Source organism: Sulfobacillus harzensis, from assembly GCF_012933365.1.
In the GTDB taxonomy this organism is placed as follows: Bacteria; Bacillota; Sulfobacillia; order Sulfobacillales; family Sulfobacillaceae; genus Sulfobacillus_B; species Sulfobacillus_B harzensis.
Genome location: NZ_JABBVZ010000005.1, coordinates 15,031 through 29,456 on the forward strand (window position 1 = coordinate 15,031; position 14,426 = coordinate 29,456).

Consider the following 14,426-nt stretch of genomic DNA (forward strand, 5'->3'; position numbering starts at 1 on the left):
CCCCATCAATACCTATGGTAAAAAATGGGGGGATAGACCTACCCGTAGACAGCTGGAAAGAATCGGCCGATAGCCCAAAGCACCGTCCCCGCCGTTAAGGCCGCGAGCGCACTCATACGGGCTCCGGGAATGAGCCAGGAGATGGCGTAGAGAACCACCACAGCAGAAAGCCATCCCACCACGCCCCCAAACTTGGCACTAAACGTCTTCCCCATGACCCGGCTCATCATCCAGTCGGCTAAAGACAGTATCACCGCCAGCATCAGCACATCGACAAAGCCCCAGCGCAGCCCGGGCCACAAAACGGCCATGAGCCCGAGAATAACAATGACCCCCAAAAAGCGGCTTAGGGTGACAAGCGTCATCGCTCTTTACCACCGTTCTTGGCCATGGTATAATTCACCGTCAGGAGGTATCGGCGTGGCCAATATTAAGTCTGCCAAGAAACGAATCCGTCAAACCCAGGTTCGTACACTTCGCAACAAGATTCGAAAGACCATGGTGCGTACGGCCGTCCGGCGCTTCGAGGATGCGCTCAATCGGGGCGATCTGACGGCGGCGGAAACAGCGCTTACATTTTGCTACGGACGTTTGGACCGTGCGGCGCAAAAAGGTGCCATTCACCGCAACAATGCCAGTCGGCACAAGTCGCGTCTGGCACAGCGGCTGCAGAAGGCCAAACAATCTGCGAGCTAACCTTTTTCGCCCCCCGCGGTATCCGGGGGGAATTTTTTCACCCCGCCAGGGCGGTCCACATCAAGACCCACACATCGGGCTCGCCATAGCCTGTCTTGAGGGCGAGGTCGATTTTGCCCGCCCACTCCATGAGCTCCGCAATCTTGGGGTCCGGCCAGCGCTTGGCCGCCCCCCAAATTTTCTTGGCGACGAAGTCCTTCAAACCCTCGTTCTTTTGAAACAGCGATACGGGAATGCCTTGAGCCTGGGCCCGCTTCGCCCGATCAATTTGAATCAGTTGGCGCGCCATCATAATAAACAGCACCAACGGCGGCACCCCCCGGCCCAGATGGTGATGGAGCCGCGCCATGCTCTTTTTGATATCGCGGGCCAAAAACGCATCGGTGACATCCCACAGGGGCTCGTCCGAGGGCAGCGGCAAGACAGTCTCTGACACCGTCCGGCCGTCCCAGGGATTCATCCCGGCAAGCGACAGCTTGGCCAACTCCTGAATGGCGTGAGACTCGTTGCCGGACGCTAGTCGGCAAAAGGTCTCCAACCCGTCTTTTATAAAGGTCACGCCTTGGCGGCGGCTCTCCTCCTCCACGAAACGCTTGAAGCTCCCCGGCGAGAGATTCTTCAGCTCCACATAACGGTGGTTTCCCAGAGCCTTGGCCAATCCCGGCTGAGCCTTTTCCTCCAGTATCACTAGCAGCGTCCCCGGAATCGGCGAGGCGGCATAGCGGCTCACAACCTCGTCCTTCTTGGGCCAGCGGGGATTTTCCACCACCACCACTTTGCTCTCTTGAAAGAACCCAACCGAGGCTAATTCCAGCTCGACCGTCTTAAAGTCGAGGGCGTTGTCCATACGCACCAAGCCGGTCTGATTGTCCGCCCCCAACATCCGTTCGCGTGCCGCGTCAAGCCACACCCGCGCCCAAAAGCGATTAGGGCCTGCCAAGACGTACACCGCCTCCAAGTGGCCGCGACGGACCACTTCCATGGCTTCTTCAACCGTCATGTGGCACTCTCCCTCGCATAGCCTGAACCCAACTTGGCCACATTGTACCAAGAGAGCCCGCGTCGGGGAACCGTACACCCCGAAAGGAGGGACAACCGTGTGGCCTTTTTCCCGGCGCCCTAAAAAAACGGCAGCGGCAACCACGGACAAGCTAAGCCCGTTGGAAGCCAAGGCGGCCGTCTTGAGCGACAATATCAAAACCGCCGGTGCCGCGCTCGAGGTCGTCAATGGCACCGACATGACGCTTCTAAAAGACATTATCACGGAAACCTCCACGTTGGAAAAACGACTGAGCGGCTTTGCGACCGACCTGGCCGGATCGGGTTCCTTGGATGAATTCTCCGGCCACGTGGAGGCAGCCTATGAGCGGCTAAAGAACACCGTGGGGCAGTCACCGGACATCATTATCCGCCGTTTTTACATCGGAAGCACGGTCCGTATCCCAGCCGTACTTGCCTTTGTGGACGGTCTATCGGACTCCCAGATTATTGACCAGGACACCATTATGGTCTCTCAGGAATACGATCGCGCCTACACGATCACCCAAGATCCCAACCGGGCCCATCAAATTGTGCATGACTCGGTCGTGGCCTCGGGACACCTCGCCGTGGAGACCAGTTGGAACAAGCTCTTGGTGAAGCTCATGGGCGGCAATACCATTCTCTTTATCGAGGGTACGCAAAGTGTGCTGGTGGTGGACACGGTGAAATACCCGGCCCGCAGCATCAGTACGCCCACCACCGAGCGTACCGTCATGGGATCACAGGAAGCATTCAACGAGGTGATTTTGACCCAAATGAACCTCATTCGCATGCGCATCAAGAGCCCCGATTTGCACTTTGACAACATTTCCGTGGGATCCTTAAGCCACACCAATGTGGCTATCGCCCACATTGAAGGGCTGACCAATCCCGCCATCGTACGAGCCGCTAAGGAAAGGCTAGCGGTGGCGCAGCTCGCCGAGGTGCAGACAGGCCAGGAATTAATCCCCTATCTCACCGATGGCGCGCAAACGCTTTTTCCTCTAATCCGCCGCACCGAGCGGCCGGACGTGGTGGCCCGCGAGCTCTCCATGGGAAAAATCGCCATTTTGGTGGACACCACCCCTTTTGTGATGCTGGCTCCCAACACCCTGATGGACTTCTATCAAACCATTGAGGACTACACCATGAACTCCTGGTATGGCACTTTGGAGCGGCTCATTCGCTTTCTCGGACTTTTTTTGGGACTATTGCTGCCGCCGCTCTATATTGCGCTCACCAGTGTGAACCCCGATCTTTTGCCCACCAAGCTGGTGCTGACGATCGCGGGATCTCGCGTGGGCCTTCCATTTCCGCCCATTTTTGAGGTGATGACCATGTGGGCTATCATTGAAGTTTTACGGGAAGCAGCCCTGCGACTGCCGAAGGAGCTCTCTCAAACCCTGGGTACGGTGGGCGCTATTGTGGTGGGTACAGCCATTGTGAAGGCCGGCATTGTCTCCCCGCTGATGATTGTCATCATCACCTTGACCGCCTTGGGGCTCTTTACCTCGCCGAGCTATGAGATGGCGGTGCCGTGGCGCGTCTTATTCTGGTTTCTCATTACCGCCTCGTATTTCTTAGGACTTTACGGCATCATTCTGGCGCTCTTGATGGTTTTAGCTCATCTGGCCTCGTTGGAAGTCTTCGGGGTACCGTATCTAAGTCCCTTCGGGCCATACCGCGGTCGCGACATTCGCGATACCTTTGTGCGCTTCCCGACACCCATGATGACCGAGCGCCCCCGCGCTCTCGAAACGCTCCAGCCCCAAAAGTCGGCGAACTACAATCTCAACCCGGGCGAAAACCCGCCGCTGCATCGGGTGGCAGAGGAGCGCGTTAATGATTAGGCGTATACGGCGGATGATGGCCGCCTTTCTCGTGATGGTGACCGTCAGCGTGCTCTTGTCCGGCTGCTGGGACGACATGCCGCTCGATACCCGCACCTTGGTCTTGGCCATGGGCTTTTATCCCGGCCCCAAGCCTGGCGAAGTCACCGTCGATTTCGCCTTCCCTACGCCAACGGGGCTCACCAGCAGCAACGGCTCGGGCTCCGGGGGTAGCGGCGGGAAGGGACCACCCTCCGATACCTTGTCCGGGACCGGCTATACCTTGGCTCAAGCCTTTTCGGCGGCCCAGGCCAAAACCAATCGCGACCTCTATTTGGGCCACACCATTTTGCTGGTGTTCTCAACCCAACTGAGCGCCAAGACGTTGAAGCTTCTGGAAAACGCCTTGGAGCGGATTGGCACCTTGGACAAAACGCCTTTTGTAGCCGCGGCCTCGGCCCCCTTTGACAAGGTGGTGGCGGTCAAAATGACTCAAGAGGAATTTCCGGCGCTCTACTTCGAGGAGCTTTTTTCCTGTGCGCTCTGTACCCAGTTTGGCCTGGGGGTGCGGCTTTGGCAAATGGCGGAACGCCTCACCACACCCGGCGTGGATTTGGTACTGCCGGAAATTACCCCGACCTCGCAAGGGCCCGCGGTGGACCATATCGCCGTCTACCGCGGCTATCAGTACGTGCGGAGCTTCGGCCACACCGAGACCGCCGCCTTCGCCCTGGCCACGGGTAAGAGCCGAAAAACCTCGCTGTTCTTCCCGCAGCACTGGAACGCAGAGTTCAACTTCGTCAACACCTCGATGCATCTCGCGGTGACGCCCAAGGGGAACACGGTGGATGCCACGGTATCCCTCAAGGCCACTGAGACCCTGGAATCCATCAGCACGGGAACGGAATCCACCCATCAATTGGCGGTACTAAGTCAAGCCAGCTCAGCGGCGATCGGGCAACGGGTGCTCCAGTTTCTCGACACGACGCAGAAAAACGAGGCGGACGTCTTGGGCGTGGGCCGGCAACTCTCCTGGACCCACCCCGAAGCGTTTAAACGCTTTAAAAACTGGCACCAGGAGTATCCGCACGTCCATTTCACCGTCAAGACAACGGTAAAAATCAACAAGATGGGAGACATTAAGTAGCACACCAAGTTTTCTGGGGGGACTATGGCCAAACAGAAGTTGCGACGCATTAGCGCAGGGCAATTCGCCACCATGATGACCGCCGCCTATACGGGGCTCGGCATTTTCTATTTTCCGCGGGAAGCAGTCTCGTCGGCGGGGCGGGAGGGCCTCTATGCCTTTTGGCTGGACGGTCTCATTGCCTTCGCCCTAATGCGCCTTATCTTCCGCACGAATCGCGTGGCCCCCAACGAGACCCTCTCCGGGTTCGCGTCCAGTTTGCTGTCCAAACCGGTCGGCTACCTAATCGGGGTGTATACGATTGTATATCATCTGGCGCTGGTAATCGCCGCGACTGTCCTCTTCAGCATGGTTCTCGGGAACGTATTTCTTCCCTCCACGCCCATTTGGGCGATTGACGGGGCGCTCACGCTCACCGCCATCACCATGGCCTGGAGTGGCGCGGCCGCGCTGGCCCGCACCTTGCAGGCAAGCTACATCCCGCTCTTGGTTCTGACGGTGCTTTCCATTTCACTGGCGGCCGTCTCCATCCGCCATCCGACGCTTCTCATGCCCAGCGGCGACATCAGCATCCTCCCCATTTTGAAGGGAGCGTACCGCCAGTTCCTTATCTTCATTGGCTTTCAGCTATCCGTGACCCTTTACCCGTTCGTTCGGGAGGGTGACCAGAAGAAGGCGGAGCGGTACAGCTACTACGCGCTTTTCGGCATCATCTTGGCGTTGACCATGCAATATGAGGTGATTGTGGGGGTGTTTGGCCCCACCATGACCAGCCAACTCCGTTGGCCGCTGGCCAGCGCCTATCGCATCATTTCCATTTCCGGCTTCTACATCTCCAAACTCGGCACGCTGCTCATTGTTCTTTGGACTATCGTGGTGACCGCCTTCGTATCCGTCCGACTGTGGTGCCTGGCGCACGATCTCTCCGTGTTTTTGAAGTCCTTTGTCTCCATCCGCTATACGCTGGGCCTCATTATCATGGGGGGGCTGGCATTTTGGGGCGAGATTCTATTCCCGAATGCCCAGGTCACCAACATTTGGACCGAGCGCTGGCTGATCCCCTTTGGCGTCGGCTATCTCGTCGGCATTCCCCTCCTGGTGTTGACCGTTGCCGCCATCCGCAAGGAAAAAACGCTGCATTTGAAAACCATGCCCGAAAAGGGCAAGGAGCTTTAACGCCCCTCGTTGTCGGGTTTGGGAATGGTGACCTCAACCCGGGTCCCGCCATCCACCGTCACGCGCACCGTGCCCCCGTGCGCTTCCGCAATCCGGCGCACAATCATGAGGCCAAAGCCATTGCCGCTGTCCTTGGTCGTGAAGCGACTCACAAAAAGGCGTCCAAGGAGGTCCGGGGGAAGCCCTGGGCCATCGTCGGAGACAGCTAGAAGCCAATGATCGCCGCGGTCGTGACATTCCACCTCGACGACGCTTCCGGATTGGGAAAGCGCCTCGACGGCATTCTTGACCAGGTTCGTCACAACCTGTTGCAAACGATCGCGATCGGCCCAGATCTGTTGAGTCTCGTCATAGGACTTTTTCAACGTCACAGCTTTCTTCTTGGGCCGCCGCCCCCGACCGGCGGCAAACCATGCATGCTCAACCAAGTCATTAATCACGGTCCAGTCCGGGTTGACCGATATGGGCCGGGCCACGGCCATTAAGTCCGCCGTGAAGCGGCTCAGACGGTCAATTTCCTGCATCATTTCTTGGTAATAATTTTGGGATCCCGGATCCGCTTCCAATTGCGCCATTTCAATATACCCCGACAGCGCCGCCAAGGGATTTCGAATTTCATGCACGAGGCTCGCCACTTGCTCCATGGGAATGGTGTCCATCATGTCGGCTGCGTCCGGCCGCCAGGATTCCACCAGTACATACTCTCCAATGCCCAGACAACGCATTCGATACTCGCCCTGGCGGCTGGTCATTGCGCCCTCCACCACCTCATCCCATGCGGGAAACCCGTAGAGGTCATCCCAAAGGGAATGCTCGGTCAGGCCAAAGGCACGGCGAGCCGCCCCATTGCTCCAGACGATTTCGCGGTTGCGGGCCACCATCACGGCGGTCTCCAGCATGTCCATGGCAACGCCCGCCAAGGGATTCCCTAGCGAATGCAACGTGGCTACGGGTGTGCCGTCAAGCGCCGTGACCGGATAGGAGTGCACCGTAAAGGCGCGGCCGGAAGCCAACGTCACCACCCGTTCCTGAGGCGCCGTTGATTCCCGAGCCTCGTGCGCCAAGCCTCGTATCCATGCAGAATCTGTCCATTCTTCGAGGTATGTCGCCCAGGTGTTTTTCCACACGGGCGCGCCATCAATGGACAAGATGAGCGGGATCGGCAGCCGATCCAACACGTCCCGGCGAAGTACCAGATCGTTTACAAGTGAAATATCATCGGTCAATCGAAAGATGAAGTCATTGTCGTCATGGTTAAAGGTCATTCATCCGCCACCTTTGTGCGATTGGGAGCTGTAGTTGGGGCGTTTTCTCATTATCGCTCATTCGACATAATGTGACGTACTCCTTCTCTTATCACCCATTTTCCCTTTGTTGCCTCTATTCTGTGAGCCGAGGTTTAACGTGTGAACTCTTAGCCCCTGCCACAAAGGGTGGCCTTTCCCCCTTTCCCCCTTTCTCCCCTTTCATCCCAAGTCGGTTCACAACAACGGCCGGCCGCCGCGCACCGTAACGATATCCTCGTTTTCCGAACGCGTCTTCCGAAGGCGGCGGCTCATGGCTAAAAGACTGATGAGCCATCGACCCGTCACACGGTATGAACGGCCGAATAGGTGGACAACGGGCACAGAGCGGGCCCTAACCACATGGAGACGAACAACACGCCGGGGCACCGAAATTCCTCCTCGGGCGGGCGAAGAAGCAGAGCTGGCTGACGAAACACGCCTGCAGTTTTAGGACATGATACCACAAACTTCCAAAAAATGGAACTCGCTTGGGATAACGGTCATCGCGCGGTCTTCTATCGAAAATCGAGTCCCGACTGCACCCGACAGCAGAAAATGCCCCTGTCCACTATCTCCATGCCGTCTGTCCCGAAAACAAATGATTTGCTCACTTCCTCCGGCGGGCGAGAGCCGATGGCTCAGAACCTTTCACTGAGGTTTTACGCAATGCCGGATAACGTGCATAATAGAGGGGATTGGAGACTTTCGCTCGCTCTGGGAGGTGAGGCGACGATGGACGCACGCTCGGACCCTTATAGCAGATGGTTGGTCAATTGGGATCCGGAGGGAGGGAGCATCTATGCCCGAAGCACGGGAACGCCCCGGTGTGGGATTGGCAGATATCCTGGTGGGTGCGTCGATTCTCGCTGTCATCTCTATGGTGATTGGCTGGGCGACGCATAGCCACCCCTACGCCGCGGAATCCGGGCAGATTTCGTTAGTCTGGTGGCGTTTGCCGTTGGATGCCTTATATTCATGGCTCAGAATGGCGGCTGCGTATGTCGTCTCCTTAATTTTCACCCTGATCTACGCCTATGTCGCCGCATTCAACCGCCGCGCGGAGAAAATTTTGATTCCTTTGTTGGATATTTTGCAGTCCATTCCGGTGCTGTCCTTCTTGCCGGTCGTGTTGTTGGCCTTTATCGCGCTGTTTCCCGGTTCCCGCATCGGTGTCAATCTCGCAGCCATTATCCTCATTTTCACCGGCCAGGTCTGGAACATGGTGTTTGCCACCTATCACGGCTTCATCACCATCCCCCGCGACTTGCGCGAGTCGGCGCTCTCACTCAATCTTTCGGCATGGCAGAGATTTCGCACCATGGAACTGCCCTATGCTATGGTTGGCTTGGTTTGGAACTCCATGATGTCGTGGGCCGGCGGCTGGTTCTTTTTGATGGCCTGTGAAATGTTCTCGTTGGGGAACCACAGCTATCAGCTTCAAGGTCTCGGGTCTTATCTGCAGACGGCAGCCAATCAAGGCCGGTGGGGGGCTGAACTGGCGGGACTGGTGACCTTGGTGCTGGTCATCGTGTTGATGGACCAGTTAATCTGGCGGCCTCTACTGGCCTGGGCGGACAAATTTAAGATGGAGATGGTGGAAAGTGCCGATCGCCCCCGCTCGACGGTGCTGAGAGTGCTTCGCCGATCGCTCATCTTGGAGTGGATGGCTGATCACATTTGGTATCCTCTGACGGAATGGAGCGACCGGCTGTTTTCCCATACGTTGCCGCGATTTCGGGAACGAACGGCCGTATCTACCGTCTCTGCCCTAATCCGCTGGCTCATTGTCGCGGCCGTGGTGGTCATTATCCTCACCGCCCTGGAAGGCGCAGTCCATCTGCTCAGCCATTTAAATGGCCACCAGGTGCTCACCGTGGTCTTGGCAACCTTGGCCACCTTAAGCCGGGTCGTGGTGGCGCTTTTCATCTCCGTCCTATGGACAGTGCCGGTCGGCGTGTTTATTGGGCTTAACCGCAAATGGGCGGCTCGTCTCACCCCGGTCACGCAAATTGCCGCGTCAGTTCCCGCCACAGCCCTTTTTCCGGGGCTGGTGGCGATTCTCTTGCACCTAAATGGAGGGCTGAACACGGCCGCCGTGCTTTTGATGGTCCTTGGCACGCAGTGGTATATTCTCTTTAACGTCATTGCCGGAGCATCCGCCATTCCCGAAGATTTGCGCGAAGCGACCCGCATGTTTCGCTTAAGCCGGGCCAAAACCTGGAGCACGCTGATTCTTCCGTCTATCGCGCCGTTTCTCATTACCGGCTTGATTACCGCCGCGGGCGGCGCTTGGAACGCCAGCATCGTGGCCGAGTACGTCAGCTTCCATGGGCACACCTACACCACCTTCGGTGTTGGCTCTATCATCGCGCAAAGTTCCCAGCACCATGGCTTTCCCATTCTTCTTTTGGCGACCGCGATGCTGGCCTTGACGGTGGTTCTCGTCAACCGCCTAGTCTGGCGGCGCTTATATAATAAGGCTGCAGAACGCTATTCTGTTTCTTGAAGCGAGGTGGAAAAATGGCTTCCGGGTTGAAGAAGGCCGCTCAAAAAAATGATGCGCTCGTGCGCCTATTGGGCGTGACTAAAATGTACAAGCAGCCCGACAACTATGATATCCGGGTTCTGGATGACATCACCTTGGATATTCAACCGGCCGAATTTATTGCCCTCTTGGGTCCCAGTGGGTCCGGAAAATCAACGCTTCTGCGCATCATAACCGGCCTGGCCGCGCCATCATACGGCACCGTGCTCTATCGCGGACGACCCATCGAAGGGCCGAATCCGCGGGCTGCCATGGTATTTCAGAGCTTTGCCCTCTATCCTTGGTTAACCGTCCAGCAGAATGTGGAGTTAGGCTTGGTGGCCAAGGGCGTCGAGCCCGAGGTGCGTCGCAAGCGGGCTATTGAACTCATCGATGTCATTGGTCTCAATGGCTATGAGGACGCCTTCCCCAAGGAACTCTCTGGGGGCATGCGGCAACGCGTCGGCTTCGCCCGGGCCCTTGCCGTGGACCCAGAACTGTTGTGCATGGATGAGCCTTTCTCCGCCCTCGACTTCTTGACGGCGGAAAATCTACGCTCAGAGCTTTTGGACTTGTGGCTGGAATCCAAAATCCCCACGCGCGCCGTGCTGATGGTGACCCACGGCATTGAAGAGGCGGTCTACATGGCTGACCGCATCATCGTTCTGTCCAAAAATCCGGCCCGCATCGTAGCCGACTTGGAGAACTCCCTGCCATATCCGCGAAACCGCAAGGCCCCGGAATTTGTCCAGATGGTGGACCAAGTCTACAAAATCGTGACCGGATGGGACGATGAGGAAGAAGAGGAAGACTTGACGACGGCGACCTCGGCCATACCGTCGGACGCCCAGGAGCTCGAAGAACGGCCTCGGTTGAAGCCCATCCCCTATGGGCACATTTCCATGCTTTCAGGCCTCATGGAACTGGTGCTGGATCGCGGCGGGCACGACGATCTATATCGCTTGGGCGCCGAGCTGTTTTTGGAAGTCGATGATTTGCTGCCGGTTACGGAAACGGCGGAGTTGTTTCACTTGGCGGAGGTCAAGGAAGGCGACCTCTTCATTACCGACCTCGGCCGCACCTTTGTCGAAGGGGATATCAATGACCGCAAAGCCATCATCCGAGAACAGCTAAGAGACATCCCCATCTTTCGCCTCATCCAGCGGGTTTTAGTCACAAAAGCCAATCACGCCATGAACAAGGAGTTCTTTACGGACATTTTAGAGGAACATTTTTCCGTCGAAGAAGCTGAGCGGCAGCTTACGACCGCCATCAACTGGGGACGCTATGCCGACCTGTTTCACTATGACACCGACACCGAGCAACTATATTTGGATGAAGATCAAACCGAGGAGCGTCAGCCCGAGGAATTGCCACAAGAATCCTAACCGATTCGGACATACTGGAATCGGAGGTGATCCGCATGTCCTTATTGCGTTGGGATATGAACGACATGGAACGCCTGAAAGACGACATGACCCGCATGTGGGGCCGGATGCGGGAAGATTGGAACCTCGACCAAACCCGGCCGCACACCCATATGCACCAATTGGACCACGGATATTTGGCCGAGTTTGAATTGCCGGGCGTGAACCCGGAACTGGTCAATATTGAAGTGGACGAAGAGGCGGTCATGGTCCAGGGTGAATTCCCAGCCTGTCCGGGCGAAGTGGACGCGCGCGCTGGACGCCCGTTCCACGTGGTGGTCTCTTGGCCGACGGAAATCAATCCGGACACCGCCGAGGCTGCCTGGCGCCACGGTCTGTTGTCCATCACCGCGCAAAAAGCGGCGGGACACCGCCGCCGGATCTCGCTCCACGACATCCAGCCGCAATAACGCGGCGACCCTCTGGGCTGTATCCCGGAGGGTCGCTGTATCAATGGGGCCGGTTAGGCGGCAATTGATCCGGAGGCGGCGGCTTGCGACCGCTGAAGAACCCGGCCACAAAGCCTAACACCAAGCCTCCCAACACCGGCTGAAAAACCGAATCCGGCGGCCCTACCCAGACAATCGTGCCGCCTTCGGCGACAAGAACCGCGGCTAACGCAATGAGGATCACCTGCCCCATGGAAAAGCGGCCCATGGGTCTTCGGGAACGGCCTACTACCGATCCAATCACGGCCGACGACAGGGCCAAAAGAAGCGCCAAAACGGTTTTCATTTAAAGGGCCCAGGGCGGCCTTCCCATCCTTTCGCTCCATGTCTGTCCCGATCGTACCAGCCCCCAGGCCCGCATTCAACCGCGACGCTCAACTCACCACCACATTGACCAGGCGCGCCGGAACCACCACCACCTTTTTAATGGTGCGGCCTTCTAGGTGGGGCGTCAAACTTTCGTGAGCCAGCGCGGCCTCCCGGATGGCGTTTTCGTCCCAATCCGCATCGACGGTCAAGCGGCCCCGAACCTTGCCGTTCACCTGCACCACAATCTCGACTTCCTGCTCCTTGAGCCAGGCCGGATCATAGGTCGGCCAGGCGGCTAGATGAACGCTCTCTTGATGGCCCAGCCGGTGCCACAGCTCTTCGGCCAAATGCGGCGCCATGGGGGCCAGAAGCAACACCAACGTCCCCAGCAACTCTTGCTGTTCGTCAGCCTCGACGTGCTCTAAATCCTGATATAGCGCGTTGGTGTACTCCATTAGCGCGCTGACGGCGGTATTGAAGGCCCGCCGGACTCCGATATCCTCACCCACTTTCTTTATCGTGCGGGCCTGAATGCGCTTTAAGGATTCTCGCGCCTTGGCGTCCGATCCCGATGAATGCGGGCGGACTACCAGCCGGAAGACGCGTTGCAGGAATCGGTACGTGCCTTCTACCCCCTGCTGCGACCACTCAAAATCCTTTTCCGGCGGTGCCGCGAACAGCATGAAGAGGCGGGTCGCATCCGTGCCCCATTCGGCCAAAATGGTCTCCGGGCTCAGGGTGTTGCCCTTGGACTTGGACATCTTGGCACCCCCATAGACCACCATTCCCTGTACCAACAGGCTTTTGAACGGCTCGTCGGCGTCTATCCATCCCGCATCGTGCAGCACCTTGGTGAAGAATCGGGAGTACAGCATGTGCAGCACAGCGTGTTCCTTGCCGCCGACATATTCGTCAACCGGCATCCAGTAGTTGGCCAGCTCGGAATTAAAGGGTTCGGAAACGCTCTCGGGCGATGTGTAGCGCAAATAGTACCAGCTGGAGTCCACAAAGGTATCCATGGTGTCCGTCTCCCGCCGTGCCGGTGCACCACACCTTGGACAGACGGTATTGACCCAATCCTCGGCTTGCGCCAACGGTGACGCACCGCGTCCGGTAAAGGCTACATTGTCCGGCAACAGCACCGGCAACTGGTCTTTGGGAACCGGTACCGGACCGCACGATGGGCAGTGGATAATGGGAATGGGTGCGCCCCAATAACGCTGTCGGGAAATGAGCCAATCCCGCATGCGATAGCTGACTCGAGGCTCGCCGAAGCCCATGCTCTTCAAATGATCGGCAATGGCAGACTTGGCAGCCTCAGAATCCATCCCGCTAAACCGCCCTGAATCCACCAGCACCCCGGGAGCCACATAAGGCAGCTCCGGCTCCTCATGAGATGCGGGCTGAACCACCCGGCGAATGGGCAACTGATATTTCACCGCGTAGAGGTAGTCCCGCTGGTCGTGGGCGGGAACCCCCATTACCGCCCCTGTGCCGTAGTCGGCCAGCACATAGTTGGCCACCCAGACCGGGATGGGATCGCCGGTCAGCGGATGGCGGGCAAAGACCCCGGTAAACACCCCGCGTTTTTCGGTGTTTTCGGCTGTCCGCTCCATGTCGCTGACCAAGCGTTCCCGCTCCACGAAGCCCCGCACGGTGGCCTCCTCCGGTCGGCCCTGAATGATTTTTTGAACCAAGGGGTGCTCGGGCGCCAGCACAATATAGGTCGCTCCATAAAGGGTGTCCGGGCGCGTCGTGAAGACGCGCACTCGGTCAGGAAAGCCGATTAGCTCAAACTCGACCGCCGCCCCCTCGCTGCGTCCAATCCAATGGGTTTGCTGGGCCTTGATTTCCTCCGGCCAATCAATGGTTTTCAATCCTTCCAGCAGTCGATCAGCGTAGGCGGTAATGCGGAAATACCATTGCGTCAGATCGCGCTTGGTCACGACCGAGTCGCAGCGCCAACACAGCCCATCCTCGACCTGTTCGTTGGCCAGCACGGTCTCGCAACTCGGGCACCAGTTCACGGCGCCGGCCCGCTGATATGCCAATCCTCGCTCAAAGAAGAGCAAGAAGAGCTCTTGGGTGAAGCGATAATAATCGGGCAGACAAGTGGTCACCTCGCGACTCCAATCAAACGACAGCCCCATCTGCTGCATCTGCCGCTTCATGTAGTCGATGTTGCCCATGGTTGAGACCTTAGGCGGGATACCCGATTTGATGGCAGCATTCTCCGCCGGCATGCCAAAAGCATCCCAGCCCATCGGATGCAGTACCGCGTATCCGGCCATGCGATGGTATCGGGCAATCACGTCCCCGAGCGTGTAAACCCGAACATGCCCCATGTGCAAGTGGCCGGATGGATAGGGGAACTGCTCGAGGCAGTAGAATTTGGGTTGTTGAGACGTCAAGGGCGCGCGATAGGGCTGGGTTTCGTCCCAACGCTGACGCCAATAATTTTCAACGGCGCCGACATCATAGCGCTCCGGTATTTGCGTTTTCTCCTCCAACTGACCATTCCTCCAAATAAAAAATCCCTAGCGTTGACTAGGGACGAGCGCTG

At 57.8% G+C, this 14,426-nt stretch carries 13 protein-coding genes; 7 read left to right on the plus strand and 6 right to left on the minus strand.

The features are described 5' to 3' along the window. Positions 1-38: 38 nt before the first annotated feature. The gene (locus HIJ39_RS02365) at positions 39-365 is read right to left on the minus strand and encodes a hypothetical protein (protein ID WP_169096320.1); all 327 of its coding nucleotides are present in this window, start codon (positions 363-365) and stop codon (positions 39-41) included. A gap of 55 nt (positions 366-420) precedes the next feature. Between HIJ39_RS02365 and rpsT the strand changes: the two genes are divergently transcribed. Continuing rightward, a complete protein-coding gene (rpsT, locus tag HIJ39_RS02370) occupies positions 421-696 on the plus strand; it encodes a 30S ribosomal protein S20 (RefSeq protein WP_169096322.1) in 276 nt (91 codons plus the stop codon). 37 nt (positions 697-733) lie between these two features. Here the strand turns inward: rpsT and holA are convergent, their stop codons facing one another. After that, a complete protein-coding gene (gene holA / locus HIJ39_RS02375) occupies positions 734-1,696 on the minus strand; it encodes a DNA polymerase III subunit delta (RefSeq protein WP_169096324.1) in 963 nt (320 codons plus the stop codon). A 97-nt stretch (positions 1,697-1,793) separates the two neighbouring features. Between holA and HIJ39_RS02380 the strand changes: the two genes are divergently transcribed. Genes HIJ39_RS02380 through HIJ39_RS02390 form a run of 3 tightly spaced genes read left to right on the plus strand, consistent with a single transcriptional unit; the run spans position 1,794 to position 5,868 of the window. Beyond that, positions 1,794-3,566: a spore germination protein gene (locus HIJ39_RS02380; protein WP_338055059.1), complete on the plus strand. Its 1,773-nt coding sequence runs from the start codon at positions 1,794-1,796 to the stop codon at positions 3,564-3,566. Further along, the gene (locus HIJ39_RS02385) at positions 3,559-4,692 is read left to right on the plus strand and encodes a Ger(x)C family spore germination protein (RefSeq protein WP_243239290.1); all 1,134 of its coding nucleotides are present in this window, start codon (positions 3,559-3,561) and stop codon (positions 4,690-4,692) included. The genes HIJ39_RS02380 and HIJ39_RS02385 overlap by 8 nt, the downstream gene beginning before the upstream one ends. 24 nt (positions 4,693-4,716) lie before the next feature. Beyond that, positions 4,717-5,868, plus strand: a complete 1,152-nt coding sequence (locus tag HIJ39_RS02390) for a GerAB/ArcD/ProY family transporter (RefSeq protein WP_169096326.1) — start codon at positions 4,717-4,719, stop codon at positions 5,866-5,868. Here HIJ39_RS02390 and HIJ39_RS02395 read toward each other — a convergent pair. Continuing rightward, positions 5,865-7,133 carry a sensor histidine kinase gene (locus tag HIJ39_RS02395; RefSeq protein WP_169096328.1) on the minus strand — a complete coding sequence of 423 codons (1,269 nt, stop codon included), beginning with the start codon at positions 7,131-7,133 and terminating at the stop codon, positions 5,865-5,867. The genes HIJ39_RS02390 and HIJ39_RS02395 overlap by 4 nt on opposite strands. A gap of 216 nt (positions 7,134-7,349) precedes the next feature. After that, positions 7,350-7,541 (minus strand): hypothetical protein, encoded by a 192-nt coding sequence (locus HIJ39_RS02400; protein ID WP_169096330.1) that lies wholly within the window; start codon positions 7,539-7,541, stop codon positions 7,350-7,352. 412 nt (positions 7,542-7,953) lie between these two features. Here HIJ39_RS02400 and HIJ39_RS02405 point away from each other — a divergent pair, with 412 nt between their 5' ends. Genes HIJ39_RS02405 through HIJ39_RS02415 form a run of 3 tightly spaced genes read left to right on the plus strand, consistent with a single transcriptional unit; the run spans position 7,954 to position 11,515 of the window. Then, positions 7,954-9,660, plus strand: a complete 1,707-nt coding sequence (locus tag HIJ39_RS02405) for an ABC transporter permease (RefSeq protein WP_169096332.1) — start codon at positions 7,954-7,956, stop codon at positions 9,658-9,660. 14 nt (positions 9,661-9,674) lie between these two features. Continuing rightward, on the plus strand, positions 9,675-11,066 hold the full coding sequence (locus tag HIJ39_RS02410) for an ABC transporter ATP-binding protein (RefSeq protein ID WP_169096334.1): 1,392 nt from the start codon (positions 9,675-9,677) through the stop codon (positions 11,064-11,066). Between the two features lie 35 nt (positions 11,067-11,101). Continuing rightward, on the plus strand, positions 11,102-11,515 hold the full coding sequence (locus HIJ39_RS02415; protein ID WP_169096336.1) for an Hsp20/alpha crystallin family protein: 414 nt from the start codon (positions 11,102-11,104) through the stop codon (positions 11,513-11,515). 40 nt (positions 11,516-11,555) lie between these two features. On the opposite strand, the gene HIJ39_RS02420 is transcribed toward HIJ39_RS02415, so the two are convergent. Both HIJ39_RS02420 and leuS read right to left on the minus strand, forming a co-directional pair. After that, positions 11,556-11,840, minus strand: a complete 285-nt coding sequence (locus HIJ39_RS02420; RefSeq protein ID WP_169096338.1) for a hypothetical protein — start codon at positions 11,838-11,840, stop codon at positions 11,556-11,558. Between the two features lie 88 nt (positions 11,841-11,928). Further along, a complete protein-coding gene (leuS, locus tag HIJ39_RS02425) occupies positions 11,929-14,373 on the minus strand; it encodes a leucine--tRNA ligase (protein WP_207711432.1) in 2,445 nt (814 codons plus the stop codon). Between the last annotated feature and the right edge of the window lie 53 nt (positions 14,374-14,426).

Excerpts from the sequence above, each read along its gene's own strand:
- HIJ39_RS02365 (WP_169096320.1), bottom strand. The coding sequence starts at position 365 with ATGACGCTTGTCACCCTAAGCCGCTTTTTGGGGGTCATTGTTATTCTC.
- holA (WP_169096324.1), bottom strand. The coding sequence starts at position 1,696 with ATGACGGTTGAAGAAGCCATGGAAGTGGTCCGTCGCGGCCACTTGGAG.
- HIJ39_RS02415 (WP_169096336.1), top strand. The coding sequence starts at position 11,102 with ATGTCCTTATTGCGTTGGGATATGAACGACATGGAACGCCTGAAAGAC.
- HIJ39_RS02410 (WP_169096334.1), top strand. The coding sequence starts at position 9,675 with ATGGCTTCCGGGTTGAAGAAGGCCGCTCAAAAAAATGATGCGCTCGTG.
- HIJ39_RS02385 (WP_243239290.1), top strand. The coding sequence starts at position 3,559 with ATGATTAGGCGTATACGGCGGATGATGGCCGCCTTTCTCGTGATGGTG.
- HIJ39_RS02395 (WP_169096328.1), bottom strand. The coding sequence starts at position 7,133 with ATGACCTTTAACCATGACGACAATGACTTCATCTTTCGATTGACCGAT.
- HIJ39_RS02390 (WP_169096326.1), top strand. The coding sequence starts at position 4,717 with ATGGCCAAACAGAAGTTGCGACGCATTAGCGCAGGGCAATTCGCCACC.
- HIJ39_RS02405 (WP_169096332.1), top strand. The coding sequence starts at position 7,954 with ATGCCCGAAGCACGGGAACGCCCCGGTGTGGGATTGGCAGATATCCTG.
- HIJ39_RS02420 (WP_169096338.1), bottom strand. The coding sequence starts at position 11,840 with ATGAAAACCGTTTTGGCGCTTCTTTTGGCCCTGTCGTCGGCCGTGATT.